Annotated in this window: 14 protein-coding genes; 9 read left to right on the top strand and 5 right to left on the bottom strand. The window is 41.7% G+C overall.

The window, feature by feature from the left end; all coding sequences use genetic code 11:
- The first annotated feature begins 119 nt into the window (after positions 1-119).
- Positions 120-449 carry a hypothetical protein gene (locus ACX17N_RS04225; protein WP_458891316.1) on the top strand — a complete coding sequence of 110 codons (330 nt, stop codon included), beginning with the start codon at positions 120-122 and terminating at the stop codon, positions 447-449.
- Between the two features lie 39 nt (positions 450-488).
- On the opposite strand, the gene ACX17N_RS04220 is transcribed toward ACX17N_RS04225, so the two are convergent.
- From ACX17N_RS04220 to ACX17N_RS04210, 3 genes are all read right to left on the bottom strand, one after another.
- A complete protein-coding gene (locus ACX17N_RS04220) occupies positions 489-1,937 on the bottom strand; it encodes a capsule assembly Wzi family protein (protein ID WP_458891315.1) in 1,449 nt (482 codons plus the stop codon).
- Positions 1,938-2,077: 140 nt separating this feature from the next.
- The gene (lysS, locus tag ACX17N_RS04215) at positions 2,078-3,604 is read right to left on the bottom strand and encodes a lysine--tRNA ligase (RefSeq protein ID WP_458891314.1); all 1,527 of its coding nucleotides are present in this window, start codon (positions 3,602-3,604) and stop codon (positions 2,078-2,080) included.
- Between the two features lie 128 nt (positions 3,605-3,732).
- On the bottom strand, positions 3,733-4,173 hold the full coding sequence (locus tag ACX17N_RS04210; protein WP_458891313.1) for an SRPBCC family protein: 441 nt from the start codon (positions 4,171-4,173) through the stop codon (positions 3,733-3,735).
- Positions 4,174-4,473: 300 nt separating this feature from the next.
- Between ACX17N_RS04210 and ACX17N_RS04205 the strand changes: the two genes are divergently transcribed.
- A complete protein-coding gene (locus ACX17N_RS04205) occupies positions 4,474-4,986 on the top strand; it encodes a YqiA/YcfP family alpha/beta fold hydrolase (RefSeq protein ID WP_458891606.1) in 513 nt (170 codons plus the stop codon).
- 55 nt (positions 4,987-5,041) lie between these two features.
- Here the strand turns inward: ACX17N_RS04205 and ACX17N_RS04200 are convergent, their stop codons facing one another.
- On the bottom strand, positions 5,042-5,581 hold the full coding sequence (locus tag ACX17N_RS04200) for an adenine phosphoribosyltransferase (protein WP_458891312.1): 540 nt from the start codon (positions 5,579-5,581) through the stop codon (positions 5,042-5,044).
- Positions 5,582-6,061: 480 nt separating this feature from the next.
- On the opposite strand from ACX17N_RS04200, the gene rubA reads away from it, so the two are divergent.
- From rubA to pgaD, 7 genes are all read left to right on the top strand, one after another.
- A complete protein-coding gene (gene rubA / locus ACX17N_RS04195; protein ID WP_100241419.1) occupies positions 6,062-6,226 on the top strand; it encodes a rubredoxin RubA in 165 nt (54 codons plus the stop codon).
- Between the two features lie 57 nt (positions 6,227-6,283).
- Complete coding sequence (locus tag ACX17N_RS04190; protein WP_458891311.1) at positions 6,284-7,462, top strand: FAD-dependent oxidoreductase; 1,179 nt, start codon at positions 6,284-6,286, stop codon at positions 7,460-7,462.
- A 57-nt stretch (positions 7,463-7,519) separates the two neighbouring features.
- Complete coding sequence (gene estB / locus ACX17N_RS04185) at positions 7,520-8,458, top strand: esterase EstB (RefSeq protein ID WP_458891310.1); 939 nt, start codon at positions 7,520-7,522, stop codon at positions 8,456-8,458.
- Between the two features lie 13 nt (positions 8,459-8,471).
- Positions 8,472-9,365, top strand: a complete 894-nt coding sequence (gene oxyR / locus ACX17N_RS04180; RefSeq protein ID WP_458891309.1) for a LysR family transcriptional regulator OxyR — start codon at positions 8,472-8,474, stop codon at positions 9,363-9,365.
- Between the two features lie 297 nt (positions 9,366-9,662).
- Complete coding sequence (gene pgaB, locus ACX17N_RS04175; protein ID WP_458891308.1) at positions 9,663-11,657, top strand: poly-beta-1,6-N-acetyl-D-glucosamine N-deacetylase PgaB; 1,995 nt, start codon at positions 9,663-9,665, stop codon at positions 11,655-11,657.
- Positions 11,658-11,669: 12 nt separating this feature from the next.
- Entirely contained in the window at positions 11,670-12,932 is a 1,263-nt protein-coding gene (gene pgaC, locus ACX17N_RS04170) for a poly-beta-1,6-N-acetyl-D-glucosamine synthase (protein WP_458891307.1), read from the top strand.
- A 27-nt stretch (positions 12,933-12,959) separates the two neighbouring features.
- The gene (gene pgaD, locus ACX17N_RS04165) at positions 12,960-13,385 is read left to right on the top strand and encodes a poly-beta-1,6-N-acetyl-D-glucosamine biosynthesis protein PgaD (RefSeq protein ID WP_458891306.1); all 426 of its coding nucleotides are present in this window, start codon (positions 12,960-12,962) and stop codon (positions 13,383-13,385) included.
- 375 nt (positions 13,386-13,760) lie between these two features.
- Here the strand turns inward: pgaD and ACX17N_RS04160 are convergent, their stop codons facing one another.
- On the bottom strand, positions 13,761-15,383 hold the full coding sequence (locus tag ACX17N_RS04160; protein ID WP_458891305.1) for an inorganic phosphate transporter: 1,623 nt from the start codon (positions 15,381-15,383) through the stop codon (positions 13,761-13,763).
- Between the last annotated feature and the right edge of the window lie 353 nt (positions 15,384-15,736).

The following is a 15,736-nucleotide window of genomic DNA, read 5'->3' as shown; positions in this document are numbered from 1 at the left end:
TCTTACAGGAACCCAGCTTAGAAGATGGTATACCATTAAATGTCTTCGCACAGCATGAGTTCAGTGATGATCAGGTCGGATTACAATTCGGTCTTCAAATAACAGAGAATCAGCTGAATATGTTGGTCGGACTCACTTATAGCAATCAAAATCCATTGAATGAAATAGGCATCCATCAACTTAAGGGCGAACTACGTGCCTTTAATCTGCTTTATAGTTTTTATAATTACCCCAAAGCACTATTTTTAATAGAGTTTCCCCTATGTTCTAGCTCATCTTTTATTTTAGCGCACTTGGAAACTGTACTGCTGCATACGCAACAATTAAGTTTTATTGAAACCGCACTGAAAATTAATCCGATGGGTGAACCCGTTCAATGGATTAAACAATTTATTTTTCAGCAAATTTTATCTATGAAAATTAGGATTCAACAGGCGCTTCAAGCATAAAAAAAAGCCTCACATCAGTGAGGCTTTATATAATCTTAATTAATATCCCCATACTTTCGGGTCTAATGGTAAATCCACAGCAATAGAAAGCCCTGTATCATTCCCATGTAAATCTGAATCACTCACCCAACCATTTAATTTCAAAGGAATATCAGGTCGCATATAATGCGTCCAAGTTAAGTCGAGTGCTTTAATTTCATCTTTTTCCGCAAAGGCTTGATTAATATCTGAATTCGACTGATTCACTTTAGCCATTAAGATGCGCCCTGAGACTCTGTTTTTAGCATCAAAACGTATATTTCCGCCCATCGAATACATTTCTCCATCACCGCCCATGGCATGACCTAATGGGAAACCGTGTTGGTAATAGCCATCTGTATAAACATAATGATTATAAGAGATACCTTTTACATCACCATTGGTTCGTGTATCTGCCCATTCTGTATAGAGTTGAAATGGCATATTTTTATAGCTGGAAGAAACATCCATCCCAGCTAAATACATTTTTTTGGATGGCAGTAGCCCTGCTTCATCCTCACCGATATATTGGCCGTACAAACTGAATGGTACATTTAACCATTGGTTTAAATTTAAACGGGCATCAAAGCCTGCAAGTTGGTTTGACTTATCTTCATCAGAGCTATAAAAATTGTCATTTCCTTTAATTGCATTCCAGAAAGAATCCCAACTTTCAGAACGACCTTCCCCTCCCCATTGAAGCGTACGCGAAGCACCCAGTTCCAAATAAGGCAACGGTTGCGCAGTTAAACGAAATCCCAGTAATTTTGCATCAGGAATTGCATCATAATCATCGAGTTGTCCAGCAAAGGCTTGATATTGCCATGGTCCAATCCAAGATAACCATTTGCTTTCAAAGGCACTTTGATCTGCACGCTGCATTGTAAAACCATACACAGGGCGACTAGCATCCCCGCGAATCAAGCTACCATCATGACCTGGCCCCCAATATGTTGGGATTTGACCCGCGATTAACCACTGATTCCAAAGTTTACCCGCTAGATAAGAACCTTCTACATTAATGTCACGATCCTGACCATTATCAATCATTGGGTCTTGTTCGACATTAATCTTTAATTTTGCATCCCAATTTTCACTACCAGCATTTAATTCTAATGCGCCTACATATTGAGCTTTATTACTTTCAGCATAGGCTTGGGGGAATTGCTTTTCATCTGTTGCTGCAAATATGCTCACTTTAGCCATGTGATTATCTGCACTTAAACTGGCTAAAACAGAATCAATTACTTTTTGTTGTGCTGGTGCACTAACCTTTGCTTGTGACAATGCACGTTGAATCTCATCCCCACTCATTGGCCATGTGGAAGTACTGATTTGAATAACACCCTGTTGATTTAACCAATTCAAATCCGAACGTAAATCTTCATTATTCACGACAATCCCTTGCGCAAAACCCGATGACGCTGACAAGAGTAACAACGCCGAAACTAAAGATTTTTTTAAAAACATTATCGTGACTTTCTCGTTAGTTAATTCTGCCGACTACCATATTTTCTTTGATTCAAGATTGCAACCTGAGTATTGATTTTTGTTGTAAATCTGCAATAAAAAACCCGCCGAAGCGGGTTTTTAAAATGACGAATTTTAGCTTAGTCTTTACGACGCATATGTGGAAATAGAATCACATCACGAATACTTGGCGCATCAGCAAACAACATCACCAAACGGTCAATACCAATCCCTTCACCTGCAGTTGGCGGTAAACCATATTCCAAGGCTTCAACAAACTCGGCATCATAATGCATGGCTTCATCATCACCCGCATCTTTCTCTGCAACCTGTGCTTGGAAGCGTTCTGCTTGGTCAATTGGATCATTCAACTCAGAGAAGCCATTGGCTAGCTCGCGACCACCAATAAAGAACTCAAAACGGTCTGTAATATGCGGATTATGGTCATTACGGCGTGCTAAAGGCGATGTTTCCGCTGGATATTCAGTAATGAAGGTTGGTTGACGTAATTTAGTTTCAACGGTTTCTTCAAACACGATAGTTTGTAACTTACCTAAACCAAAACCAGGTTTCACTTCTTCTTTTAACACGTCTTTAGTGAATTTGGCCAAGAATTCACGATCATTCACATTTTCAGGGGTGAAGTCCGGATTGTTTTCAAGAATGGCATCAAACATTGAAATTTTCTTGAAAGGACCTTTAAAACTAAACACTTCGCCTTGGTATGGTACATCAGTGCTACCCAAAATATCCAAAGCCAGTTTTTCTAGCATGTTTTCAGTCAACGCCATCAAGTCTTTATAATCTGCATAGGCTTGATAGAATTCAATCATGGTGAATTCAGGATTGTGACGCGTCGACACACCTTCATTACGGAAGTTACGGTTGATTTCGAAAACACGCTCAAAGCCACCCACAACCAAACGCTTTAAATAAAGCTCTGGTGCAATACGCAAGAATAAAGGCATGTCCAACGCATTATGATGTGTTTCAAATGGACGCGCAGATGCACCACCAGGAATCACATGCATCATTGGCGTTTCAACTTCCATGAAACGTTCATTGTTTAAAAATTCACGAATACCTGCAACTACTTTGGCACGAATTTCAAAGGTCTTACGTGTTTCTTCATTCACGATCAGATCAAGATAGCGCTTACGGTATTTCACTTCGGTGTCATTCAGACCATGGAATTTATCTGGAAGTGGGCGTAAAGATTTAGTCAACAACTCAAAATGTTGAATGTGAACGTACAAATCACCTTTACCAGAACGGCCAATATAACCTTCAACCGCGATAATATCGCCTAAGTCTAAACCTTTAATGGTTGCCAATGTTGCTTCGTCTAATTCTTTACGCGCAACATACAGCTGAATACGACCTGTCATATCCTGAATCACAATGAAGGATCCACGGTTCAACATCACACGACCTGCAACCTTTACATGGACAGGCTCAGCAGCTTCGATCTGTTCTTTGGACTGATCTTGAAATTGTTCTTGTAAATCTTGCGCATAATGTTCGCGCTTAAATGAGTTAGGCCATGGGCTAACGCCCGTTTGTTTGGCTTGATCTTCAATTTGCTTCAATTTGGCATGACGCTGTGCAATTAAATCGTTTTCGGAAATGGGTTGTTCAGAAGTCGATTGAGCGTTGTTTTGCGTCATCTCTGCCTCGTAAAATTTACTAAAAAATGAAGTGCTATAGCATAGCAGATTACTTCATGATTTCGTATGATTTATCACAAACAAAAATATGGCTCACATTTGAGCTTTTTACCGAGGGACTGCAACTGCTATTGTTCAGCCAACTCTTTTACCCTTTTTAATCCATGCTCGAATGCCTGATCCATCATGTCCTTATAGGCATCAATCGTTTCCAGCTCTACCGTAAGCTGAGTTTTTCCATCAACCTCTTCCAAGTTATATTGCTCTAATGCACCTTGCCATTGTTGTACCTCAGGACTACTTAAATCCTCTATACCACCTTGCAATAAACCTTGATATTGAAAAATTACCGAGCTATTCGGGATGTACACTAAAATCGTGGTGATGAGACCATCGCCCTGCGTATCCAAAAATAACGCCCTAGCCCCAACCTTCCATTCGGTCTGTATTTTCGATCCCTCTGCAAAATAAACCGTCCATTCTGTATAGGTGTCGGGTGACCAAAGAATATCCCAGACTTTTTCAGGGCTTGCATCAATACTGATGCTATAACGAAGATGCTCTACCATTTTATTGTTCTCATGCTTTGTTCTTCTCTCCAAGTTACTGAATATTTTTAATAGATAGTAAAATAAATCGTTAAAAAATATTAACCCGATCTAATCAAGGTGAAGAAAAACAACAATAAATAGAGAAATTTTAAATATGCTATTTACAAATATTCAACAGGCCTTCAATGCTGTTAGACCAAAAGCTAAGATCAAACCCGTTTAAAGATTCGTACAATCAACTGCGTTTAAAAAAGTTGAAAAGTGAATATTTTTACTCACTCCATCTTCGTGAAAAGAGTCCGTATGAATGCAATAACAATGAATATAGATCACTCCAAAATTCTTTTCTTTCATGGCTTAGACTCGTCCAAAGAGTCGACTATATTTCATGCCATTGATTCCAATAAAAAATATTGTGTGGATGTCAATTACCGAAATCTCAGTTATTTAACTGTAGAAGAGTTTTATCACAATGCCCTCTCTGCCATTAAACCCGATCTATTAATTGGACATAGTCTTGGAGGATATTGGGCACTTAAGATGTCGTTGCAACATCACATCCCGTGTATTGTTGCAAATCCTAGCCTTGCTCCAGATTTTCGTGAAGATTATCCAACCCTTTCGGAACAAGACCTGGAGCATGATATCCCACAGATTGCCTATATTGAACTTGGGGATGAAGTACTGGATATGTATGCCACCACCAATTTTCTTGAACCCTACATGCAAGTGGAAGCTATTGAAGGTGGGCATCATCGTTTAGCCGCACCAGAACGCCTGAATGCTTTAATTGCTTATATGGAGCAAACCTTTATATTGCAAAAGCCATAAAAAAAGCCAATCAATAGATGACTGGCTTATATGGAATATCTAGCAATCTTGAAGCTTAAGCAACTGCTAAAGGTTTTGAACTTTCTTCTAATACTGTCCACACCTTAAAGCCTAAATCCTGATGCATCGTCGGTAAATCTAAAAAGATACTTGCGCCCAAGACTTGATGATGACATTTATCCATCAATTGTTTGACTGCTTTTAAGGTTCCACCGGTCGCCAGTACATCATCCACAATAATGACTTTTTGCGGTTGAATATCGGCTGCAATTTCTAAACGGTCGACACCATATTCAAGGCTATAACCCACACCTACCACTGGAGGCGGTAATTTACCTGCTTTACGGACCAGCAATAAGCCCTTGTTTAAACGCTGAGCCAACAAACTCGCAAGTACAAAACCACGTGCTTCAACAGCTACAAAACTTTCAACCTCTGCCAGCTGCTCTGCTGGAATGCTCGCAATCAACGCGTCAGCCAATGGACCAATATTGCTCATGAATAAAGGGGTTAAATCATAGAAGCAAATCCCTGGTTTTGGGAAATCTTGGACAGTACGAATGTGTGACCACAACACAGCAGACAAATTTTTCATGGGAGAGGATTTTAAAACAAAAGGAATAGGTGAATTTTAACGCTTATTCAACTTTCTGAATAGTAAATATACAGCATTTCCCGCTTGTTTCGTTTTTCATGATTCTTACAAGATATTGAATTTAAAAAATAATTTTTATATAAAATATTAACTATAGAATAGGGTTATCCTAATATAACAATTTAAGCCTTTTAAATCTGCTCGACTTTAGTCGGATAATACACGACTCATCCATTTTTTGAGCCTACAACTTGAAATTGTCTAACAAAAATACACTGCGGTGTTTGAATTGATATATTTTGTCCTGCTCAGCCATTCTGATTCATCATTCTCCAATTAAAATCCGATATTTGCTTTACATTCGTCCTAGAACTGCGTAAAAATTTAGGCGAAAATAACGCTAGCAATTAGATCATTAGAGCCATGCGGTATATGAGTTATTGCTGATCTTAATTGACCCGATCAGAATTGGAGAATCAGATGAAAAAGTATCAATGCATCGTTTGTGGATGGATTTACGACGAAGCAGAGGGCTGGCCGCAAGACGGTATCGTGGCGGGCACCAAATGGGAAGATATTCCAGATGACTGGACTTGCCCTGACTGTGGTGTTTCTAAAGCCGACTTTGAAATGATTGAAATTTAATAAGAACAAAAAGACCCTGAGTGTGGTCTTTTTTTACAACCTATTTGGGAGAACAAAATGCATCCTATCGTTATCATTGGTTCGGGTATGGCTGGCTATACTGTAGCACGCGAGTTCCGTAAGCTAAATGCAGAGCAGGAACTGGTTATGATTACTGCAGATGAAGCCAGCAATTATGCCAAGCCAACGTTATCGAATGCGCTAGCGGGCAAAAAATCTCCTGAACAAATTGCATTAGGTGATGCAGAAAAGATGAGTGCTCAACTCAATATGCGGATTGAAACACATACTTGGGTGAAAGAAATTCGTAGCGAGCAACATCAAATTATTTTAGAAAAAGATGGGCAAGTGACCACACTCGACTATGCCAAACTGGTTCTGGCGATTGGTGCCAACCCTATTCGCCTTGCGATTGCGGGCGATGGCAGTGACGATATTCATGTTGTTAACTCTTTAAATGATTATAAATTATTCCGTAGCAATTTAGACAAACGCCAAGACAAACGCGTCGTGATTTTAGGTGCAGGTCTGATCGGTTGCGAATTTGCCAACGATTTACAAAATACAGGGCATCAAGCCACTGTGATTGATTTGGCTGCCCAACCTTTAGGTCGTCTATTGCCTGCCCATATTGCGACAGCGTTTCAAGAGAATTTAGAAGAAACCGGCATTCATTTTGTGTTGGGCACAACGGTAGAAAAAGTCTCCAAAGTCGACAATGGTGATTATCTTGTCACTTTAGCCAATGGACAATCTGTCATCGCTGATATAGTACTCTCCGCAGTGGGTTTACAGCCCAACATCAGTCTGGCCAAAACTGGGAATATCCATACCAGTCGTGGTGTCATCACCAACAGTCATCTGGAAACCAATCAGGCGGATGTCTATGCGGTAGGTGACTGTGCGGAAGTGAATGGCACATTACTGCCTTATGTCATGCCTATTATGCAGCAAGCCCGCGCCTTAGCAAAAACCTTGAATGGTGAGCATACTGCGGTCCATTACCCTGCTATGCCTGTAGCGGTAAAAACACCTGCTGCACCGCTGACGGTTCTCCCCGCGCCGATTGATGTGGAAGTGAACTGGGAAACAGAAGAATTTGATGATGGCATGCTTGCCAAAGCACTGGATAATTCAGGCACGCTGCGTGGATTTGTTTTACTCGGTGCCACTGCTGCAAAGCAACGTCTAGCACTAACAAAGTTAGTTCCAGACTTGATTCCTGTCACAGTTTAAGTTCAATATATAGAGGACATTCACATTTTGAGTGTCCTCTTTAGGGGAGCAAGAAGAATGAATAGCGTATTACAATTCAAAAATTCACCTTATACCCCGTTTATGCATGAAACCAAGGTAGACTTGGGGAATGGTATTGAATTACACGTTGAAGTCGGTGGACATCCTGAGCATCCCACCATTCTGTTAATTATGGGTTTAGGCGCTCAATTATTATTCTGGCCTGATTTCTTTTGTAAAACATTAATTGACCACGGTTATCGGGTGATTCGTTACGATAACCGCGATATTGGCTTATCTTCTAAAATTCGTCATCAAGGGCCACGGCTGAATACCATTAAATTAATGGGACGTTTTGCCCTCGGTTTAGAAAATCAAGGGGCCCCTTATAATCTGCATGATATGGCAGATGATGCTGCGTTATTAATTGAACGCATGGGACTCGAGAACGTATTTGTGTTGGGTGCCTCCATGGGCGGAATGATTGCCCAAATTCTGGCGGCAAAAAATCCAGACAAGGTCAGTAAATTAGGGTTGGTCTTTACCAGTAATAATCAACCGTTATTACCCCCTCCTTTTCCCAAACAACTGTTCAGCTTAATTGGAAGACCTGATTCGAATGATGAAGAAGGCATTATCAACCACAGTTTGAAAGTGTTTAACATGATTGGCTCGCCAGGTTATATCAACCAACTCGAGACCATGCAAACAGCACGTAAATTATATCAACGAAGTTATTACCCAGCGGGTGTACTTCAACAGTTTTTAGCAATATTATGTACAGGCTCCTTGCTACAACTGGACAAGCAGATTCAACAACCGACCCTCGTGGTGCATGGTTCACGCGATCGCTTGCTCCCACCTAGCCATGGTAAGGCTGTTGCAAAAGCAATTACAGGCGCTAAGTTTGAATTAATTGATGGAATGGGGCATGATATGCCTCCGCATTTCATTCCTCATCTTAGCGGATTATTTGCTCACCACTTTAAATCTTAAACATTAGGACACTATGGCTGCATTACCATCCCTGAGACAGCTGTCATACCTTGTAACACTGTCGGAAACGCTGCACTTTACTGAAGCAGCGCGTCGTTCGTTCGTGACCCAATCTACTCTTTCAGGTGGGATCATGGAGCTTGAACGCTTACTGGGTGGCGTACTCGTTGAACGTGACCGCCAAAATGTACGTTTAACCCCACTTGGCGAACAAGTGGTCGCCCGAGCCCGTGTTCTACTTGCCGATGCTCAAGACTTAATGCGTTTAAGTCGTGAAATGAGTGAGCCTTTAACAGGTGACTTGCATTTAGGGGTCATTCCAACAATTGCTCCATTTATTTTGTCGCAGTTACTTGAAGAAGTGCATAAACAACTGCCAAAAATTCAGTTGCATTTGCATGAAGCACAAAGTGAAAAGATTGTTGAAAAACTTGAACATGGCAATCTAGACATGGTGTTGCTGGCGCTGCCGTTCGACACGCGTGGTTTAAAAGTTGCTGAAATTGCCAAAGAAGACTTGTTCTTGGTGTGTCACAAATCTGATCAGCGTTCAGCGCAGGCTGCGACACTGGAAGATCTGGATTTATCCCGTTTGATGTTACTTGAAGAAGGACATTGTTTACGTGATCACGCTTTAAGTGCTTGCCCGATTGGTGAACGTAAAAATGACCATCGCTTAAAAGCCAGTTCATTACCGACACTGATTGAAATGGTCTCAGCAAACTTAGGTTTTACCCTGTTGCCTGAAATTGCATTACATACCAATATGATTAAAGCCAATCCTGATTTGGTGGTAAAACCGATTGAGGATGCACCAAGTCGCACCTTGGCTTTAATTACCCGTAAAAGCACCCCACTTCAAAGCGAATTTGATGTGCTGTTACAAATTCTGCAAAAGATTACCTAAATCTTGGATCTTTAGCTCCACGATTAAAAAGACCAGTCATCATACTGGTCTTTTTTATGGCTGATTTTTTCAGGTAACTGATCCCCCCTCAAATACAGCCAAATTTTTTAGTATTGGATTGTGTTTTTTCTGTATACATCATGAGAAAAAACACATTTTTTTAAGAAAACTTTCAGCTTCAGTGTCTATAAATGCGCGATGAACAAAAGACCTTAGTCGGCTCTCAGAAATAAATACAAATTTGAGTTTTTGTGGTCACTAATCTCCCGTAAAAAATCGCATTTAGAAGATATCCATATGCTGACTCGTTTTGCATCTCCTTTGTTGCCGTTGTGCTTAGCCGTGTTATCTGCATTCAGTGCCACTCTCAGCACCGCAGCAGAACCCACAAAAATTGATCCCTCAACCCTGACCATTATTGGCTACCATGAAATCACGGATAGCAAAGATGCACTGATTCCAGCCTATGCTGTAACGCCACAACAATTTAGTCAGCACATGGATTGGCTCATCAAAAATGGCTTTCACTTTGTCAATGTCGAGCAATTGATTCAGGCACATCAAGGTAAATACCACTTACCGACCAAGCCCGTCTTACTCACTGTAGATGATGGCTATCAATCTTTTTATACCCTTGCCTACCCGATTATAAAAGCCAAACATATTCCCGTGGTGCTAGCGGTGGTCGGTTCGTGGCTCACGCCAAAAACAACTCAACCCGTGCATTTTGGTGATGATGTGATTAGCCGAGACAAGATTCTGACTTGGTCAGAACTCAAAGAAATGCAAGACAGTGGTTGGGTTGAAATTGGCAATCACAGTTTTAATTTACATCGCGGCATCAATGCCAATCCGCAAGGCAACTCTGAACCCGCTGCCATTACCCGCGAATATGATGCCCAGCATCGGCGTTATGAAAGCGATCAACAATATACCGCACGAATTACCCGTGACCTAAAAACTAATAATCAGCTCCTCAGCGCCCATGGGCTAAAAGCACCACGCGTCATGGTTTGGCCTTATGGCCGCTACAACATGCAGGATGTGCAGATTGCCAAACAATTAGGCATGCCGATTACTATCACTTTGGATGATGGACCCGATCATGTCCGTGGTTCATTACAAACCTTAAATCGCATCTTGATTGAAGGCAATATGACCACTGCCGATCTTGCTCAAGAAATCAAAAATCGCGAGATGAACTTGGGGGATAATAATCGTGCACAAAAAATCATGCACATTGATTTGGACTATATCTACGACCCAAACCCCGAGCAGCAAGAACGTAATTTGGGGATTTTATTAGATCGTATTCGTGCCATGGGCGTAAATACCGTCTATTTACAAGCCTTCTCTGACCCCGATGGTGATGGTTCTGCGGATATGGTATATTTCCCGAATCGCCATGTGCCTATGCGCGCTGATTTATTTAATCACGTGGCATGGCAGATTCAAACCCGCACCCAAGTCAGCCGGATTTACGCTTGGATGCCTTTATTGGCATGGGATTTACCAAAAAACAATCCTGTGAGTAAAGATGTAGTGGTGACTGAACAAGTCAGCGCGGATCACTTGAATATGGGCTATTTACGTTTATCCCCCTATTCTGCTCAAGCACGCCAAACCATCAGAGATATTTATCAAGATTTGGCCAAGTCCACACCATTTAACGGCATTTTATTCCATGACGATACCACCTTGTCCGATTATGAAGATGCTAGCCCAAATGCCTTAAAAGCTTATGCTGCACAAGGCTTACCGACAAATTTAGCGCAAATTCGTGCGGACGATGCGCTATTACAAAAATGGACCGCGTATAAAACCAAAAGCATTGATGATTTTGCCATGCAGCTTGCCAGCCAAGTTCGTCAATACGAGCCTTTCTTGCTCACAGCACGCAATCTGTATGCACAAGTGGCACTCAAACCTTATTCAGAAAACTGGTATTCGCAGTCTTTAGAGCAGTCATTACAACGTTATGATTTCACCGCCATTATGGCCATGCCTTATATGGAACAGGCCACTGATGCAGATCAGTTTTATCGTGACATTCTGCAACGGGTCAAAAGCTATCCGAACGGCATAAAGAAAACCGTATTTGAACTACAAGCTACCAACTGGCGCACCAATCAAAAAATTCCATCTCAAGAGCTAGCTTCAACCATTCAAGATTTGTATGCACATGGGGTCATGCATGTTGCCTATTATCCGGACGACCCCATTCAAGGACATCCTGATGCAAACGTGATGCATGATGTTTTTGCGACCAAATCTTCTCAATTAGTGCCTTAACAGGAGTTACGCATGTACCCGTATTTTACTCAAGGCTTGCGTCATGCACTCAACTTTGTATTTTATTATCCGCTGTTTATGTCTTATCTCTGGATGTTAGGGGCACTAATTTTCTATGCCAAAGAACGTAAGCAACCCGCCTATCAGCAGCCAGCAACCTTAAACCATTATCCCTTGGTTGCTGTACTTATCCCCTGTTTTAATGAGGGAGATAATGCTGAAGAGACCATCAGCCATGCTTTAAAACTCGACTATCCGAATTTTGAGGTAATTGCGATTAATGATGGCAGCTCCGACAATACTGCTGAAGTACTGAATCGATTGGCACACCAGCATGAACGCTTACGCGTGGTACATCTGGCGCAAAACCAAGGCAAAGCCATGGCTCTACAAGCAGGTAGTCTTGTGACAGAAGCAGAATTTCTGTTAGGGATTGATGGCGATGCCCTGCTTGATCCACATGCGGCAACATGGATGATGCGACATTTTATTCAAAACCCGAATATTGCAGCGGTGACAGGCAATCCCCGCATTCGTACCCGTTCGACACTATTGGGGCGAATTCAAGTCGGTGAGTTCTCCTCCATTGTGGGGATGATTAAGCGTGCGCAGCGTAGTTTTGGACGGCTATTTACCGTTTCTGGCGTGATTACCGCATTTCGTAAAAGTGCAGTGCATCAAGTGGGGTACTGGTCGCCCAATATGCTCACCGAGGATATTGATATTACTTGGAAGCTACAACGTGCAGGCTGGGACATTCAATTTGAGCCGAATGCCTTGGTCTGGATTTTAATGCCTGAAACGCTATCGGGACTTTGGAAACAGCGGTTACGCTGGGCCATGGGCGGTGCACAGGTGCTGATTAAAAATCTGGATGTATTGTTAAAGCCACAGTTAAATTTTTTATGGCCTTTGATGCTAGAGCTATGCCTGACCTTGGTCTGGTCCTATTTGATGCTCATCCTCGCCATCTTTTGGTTCATCCATTTCATTTTCCCAATCACAGCACTGAATGGCATTAGCTCCCCTTTCCTGCCTTATGGCAGTGGTGTCTTGCTGGGAGCCACCTGCCTGATTCAGTTTGCTTTAAGCAAATGGATGGATAGTCGATATGAACCAAACCTGGGGAAAAATTACTTCTGGATGATTTGGTATCCCTTTGTATTTTGGCTGATCACCCTCAGTGCCACCATTATGGCCTTCCCTAAAGTTTTACTACGTGGCGAAGATAAACGCGCCCGTTGGGTCAGCCCTGATCGTGGTATTCGTTTATAACGTTTTACATATTTAGAGTAACTTCAAATGAAATCACAACATGATTTAGTGATTGATTTACGCCAGCATTTACCATGGCATAAACGCTATGTGTCGAATACTAGCACCGCTTTAATGTGGGGGGCTTGGCTGATGCTGTGGCGTCCCTTTTTGCTGGTGTGGATTTTGATTCAATTACAAAAGAGTGCCGCAGTCCATCATCTCCTGAATGCCCTGAGTCTAAGTCTTGAATATGGCGGGCTAGAGTTACTGCTGTGTAGTGTGGGTTTATTGCTTTGGAGTCGATTTATGCCATCTGCAAGTGTGAAGACCGAATCACATGCGCAGCCTATAGCGACCCAGCAATATGCCGATTATTTTGCGCTGGATAACCAGAAAATTGAACAGTCACGGCAGCATAAAATCACCACCGTGCATCATAATGCCCATGGGCAAATTATCGATTTAGAATAAACAAATAAAGAAACAGCCTAGTCTAAGTACAAATAATTAACCTCAAGTTCCGCTTGAGGTTTTTTTATCTGTATACCATTTGAGACTCACCAAGTCCTTTAAATGGCTCCAGCATTCGGTTCAATCCTCTAGATCAAATCTCATTCTTGGCTCATAACCAGATCCTCTATCCAGCTATGTACTTCAATCATTGCACACTTCTCAGCTGCACGAGACTGATTGTCTGATTTAGACTCTGAAAGTCTATACCACACGATCCCACAATACTTTGCATAGCATTCTTGCAACCAATCCAGCATTCGATAATTTCACAAGCATAAAAAAGCGCTGACAGATGCAGCGCTTTTATTTCATTTCTTGAGCCTAGAAATATACTTAAGAAACGAACTGGAGGAATAACCAGTATAAACCGCCAGATAAACAGATAGTGGCAGGAAGTGTAAAAATCCATGCCGAAAGAATCGTCTTCACTGTAGCCAAGTTCAAGCCTGACTTATTGGCCACCATCGTACCTGCCACCGCACTATTTAATACGTGCGTGGTTGATACTGGCATACCAAAGCCATCTGCTGCTGCAATGGTAGACATCGCAACAAGTTCAGCCGACATACCTTGACCATAAGTCATGTGATGTTTACCAATACGTTCACCCACAGTCACTACAATACGCTTCCAGCCGACCATAGTTCCCAGACCAAGCGCCAAGGCAACTGCTACTTTGACCCATGTCGGGATGTATTGTAAGAAACCATCGAGATTGCTGCGGTATTCTTTCACGACTTTTTTGTCTGCCTCAGACATTGCAGGTAACTGATCTGCTTTGTCTAAGCGCTTGAATGCAGTCGTGCTTAAATACATGTCATTACGAATAGAAGAAACCGCTTCTTCAGGAATGTTCTTTAAGTCACCATATTCAGCAACACGGTCACCCAAATGATCAGTCAAACTTGCCAAAGCTGGTACTACAGCTGGCGTCATTTCTTTGGTTTGAATGTACGTGGTAATGGTCTGGCGCGCTTGTTCATCTGGAATATCCGCATGAGCAGGATAAATGGCTACTGCCGCTTGAGATGACAATTGCTCAAATGACTGGATATGCGCTTGATCAAGGTTTTTATTCAATGAATAAGCCAATGGCACCAAACCAATCAAGATCAACATGATTAAGCCCATGCCTTTTTGACCATCATTTGAACCATGTGCAAAACTCACACCGGTACAGGTAAAGATCAAAATGGCACGAATCATTGGTGGTGGTGGCTTATTGCCTTCAGGTGGTTGGAACAATTCCAGCTGACGCTTGAAGATTTTCTTCACCAACAAAAATACGATCGCAGCAAATGCAAAACCGATTAATGGAGAAAACAACAGCGCTTTACCCACTTTCATGACTTGGTCCATATCGACACCGCTGGCGCCACTGCCTGAATGCAACAGGTAATTCATTACCCCTACACCCAAAATAGAACCAATTAAAGTGTGCGAACTCGATGCTGGAATACCCAAGAACCAAGTGCCCAAATTCCATAGAATTGCCGCAATCAGCATGGCAAAGACCATCGCGAAGCCTGCACCCGAACTCACATTCATAATGAGTTCGACAGGCAGCAAGGCGATGATGCCGTAAGCAACTGCACCGCTGGCAACCATTACCCCAAGGAAATTACAAAAACCAGCCCACATGACCGCAACAGGTGCAGACAATGCGTTGGTATAAATAACAGTTGCAACTGCATTGGCTGTGTCATGGAAACCATTCACAAACTCAAAGCCTAAAGCAATCAGTAATGCCGTCGCTAAAAGAATAACTGAATACAAACTTAACGGTGGCACATGCGACAAATCAGCAGAAACCTGAAATCCGATATAAATCAGAGTCGCAATAATGACCGTAAAAAACACCGGCATAAAAAATTTCGGTGTTGGAACATGCACATTCGTCGATTTGTTCGATGCCGAATGCATACGATCTTGGACGGGAGGAATTTTTGAATTCATGCAGACGGTTTAAGAGGATAATAAAATCCCCTTATTGTTAAATTAAATTATGACAATTATATGACAAACAGGTGCCATATAAAGCCAAATTTTTAACAATTGACCTGTTTTAAATCATTCTGCCCTAACTTGGTGATGATTTTTTGTTGTAAATCAGTTTTTTTCAAATACTTATAACAAAAAAATATTTCATGCAAAAAAGTAAATGAAATTCTGAATTGTAAAAAAATTTATCGCCTATCGATGTGCTTTCACCTTGAATTCGAAACGGATTCATCTTGCCTGTGTAATATTTCATTTCTATGAAAACAACCGATAAAGCCATTTTTTTGCATGAATCCTGCTAACTCGCC

This window comes from Acinetobacter sp. GXMZU3951, assembly GCF_054457875.1.
Note: the sequence above shows the minus strand (reverse complement) of the source record. Positions and strands in the feature narration are given on the sequence as shown.

Excerpts from the sequence above, each read along its gene's own strand:
- ACX17N_RS04225 (WP_458891316.1), top strand. The coding sequence starts at position 120 with ATGTTGGTCGGACTCACTTATAGCAATCAAAATCCATTGAATGAAATA.
- ACX17N_RS04220 (WP_458891315.1), bottom strand. The coding sequence starts at position 1,937 with ATGTTTTTAAAAAAATCTTTAGTTTCGGCGTTGTTACTCTTGTCAGCG.
- lysS (WP_458891314.1), bottom strand. The coding sequence starts at position 3,604 with ATGACGCAAAACAACGCTCAATCGACTTCTGAACAACCCATTTCCGAA.
- ACX17N_RS04210 (WP_458891313.1), bottom strand. The coding sequence starts at position 4,173 with ATGGTAGAGCATCTTCGTTATAGCATCAGTATTGATGCAAGCCCTGAA.
- ACX17N_RS04205 (WP_458891606.1), top strand. The coding sequence starts at position 4,474 with ATGAATATAGATCACTCCAAAATTCTTTTCTTTCATGGCTTAGACTCG.
- ACX17N_RS04200 (WP_458891312.1), bottom strand. The coding sequence starts at position 5,581 with ATGAAAAATTTGTCTGCTGTGTTGTGGTCACACATTCGTACTGTCCAA.
- rubA (WP_100241419.1), top strand. The coding sequence starts at position 6,062 with ATGAAAAAGTATCAATGCATCGTTTGTGGATGGATTTACGACGAAGCA.
- ACX17N_RS04190 (WP_458891311.1), top strand. The coding sequence starts at position 6,284 with ATGCATCCTATCGTTATCATTGGTTCGGGTATGGCTGGCTATACTGTA.
- estB (WP_458891310.1), top strand. The coding sequence starts at position 7,520 with ATGAATAGCGTATTACAATTCAAAAATTCACCTTATACCCCGTTTATG.
- oxyR (WP_458891309.1), top strand. The coding sequence starts at position 8,472 with ATGGCTGCATTACCATCCCTGAGACAGCTGTCATACCTTGTAACACTG.
- pgaB (WP_458891308.1), top strand. The coding sequence starts at position 9,663 with ATGCTGACTCGTTTTGCATCTCCTTTGTTGCCGTTGTGCTTAGCCGTG.
- pgaC (WP_458891307.1), top strand. The coding sequence starts at position 11,670 with ATGTACCCGTATTTTACTCAAGGCTTGCGTCATGCACTCAACTTTGTA.
- pgaD (WP_458891306.1), top strand. The coding sequence starts at position 12,960 with ATGAAATCACAACATGATTTAGTGATTGATTTACGCCAGCATTTACCA.
- ACX17N_RS04160 (WP_458891305.1), bottom strand. The coding sequence starts at position 15,383 with ATGAATTCAAAAATTCCTCCCGTCCAAGATCGTATGCATTCGGCATCG.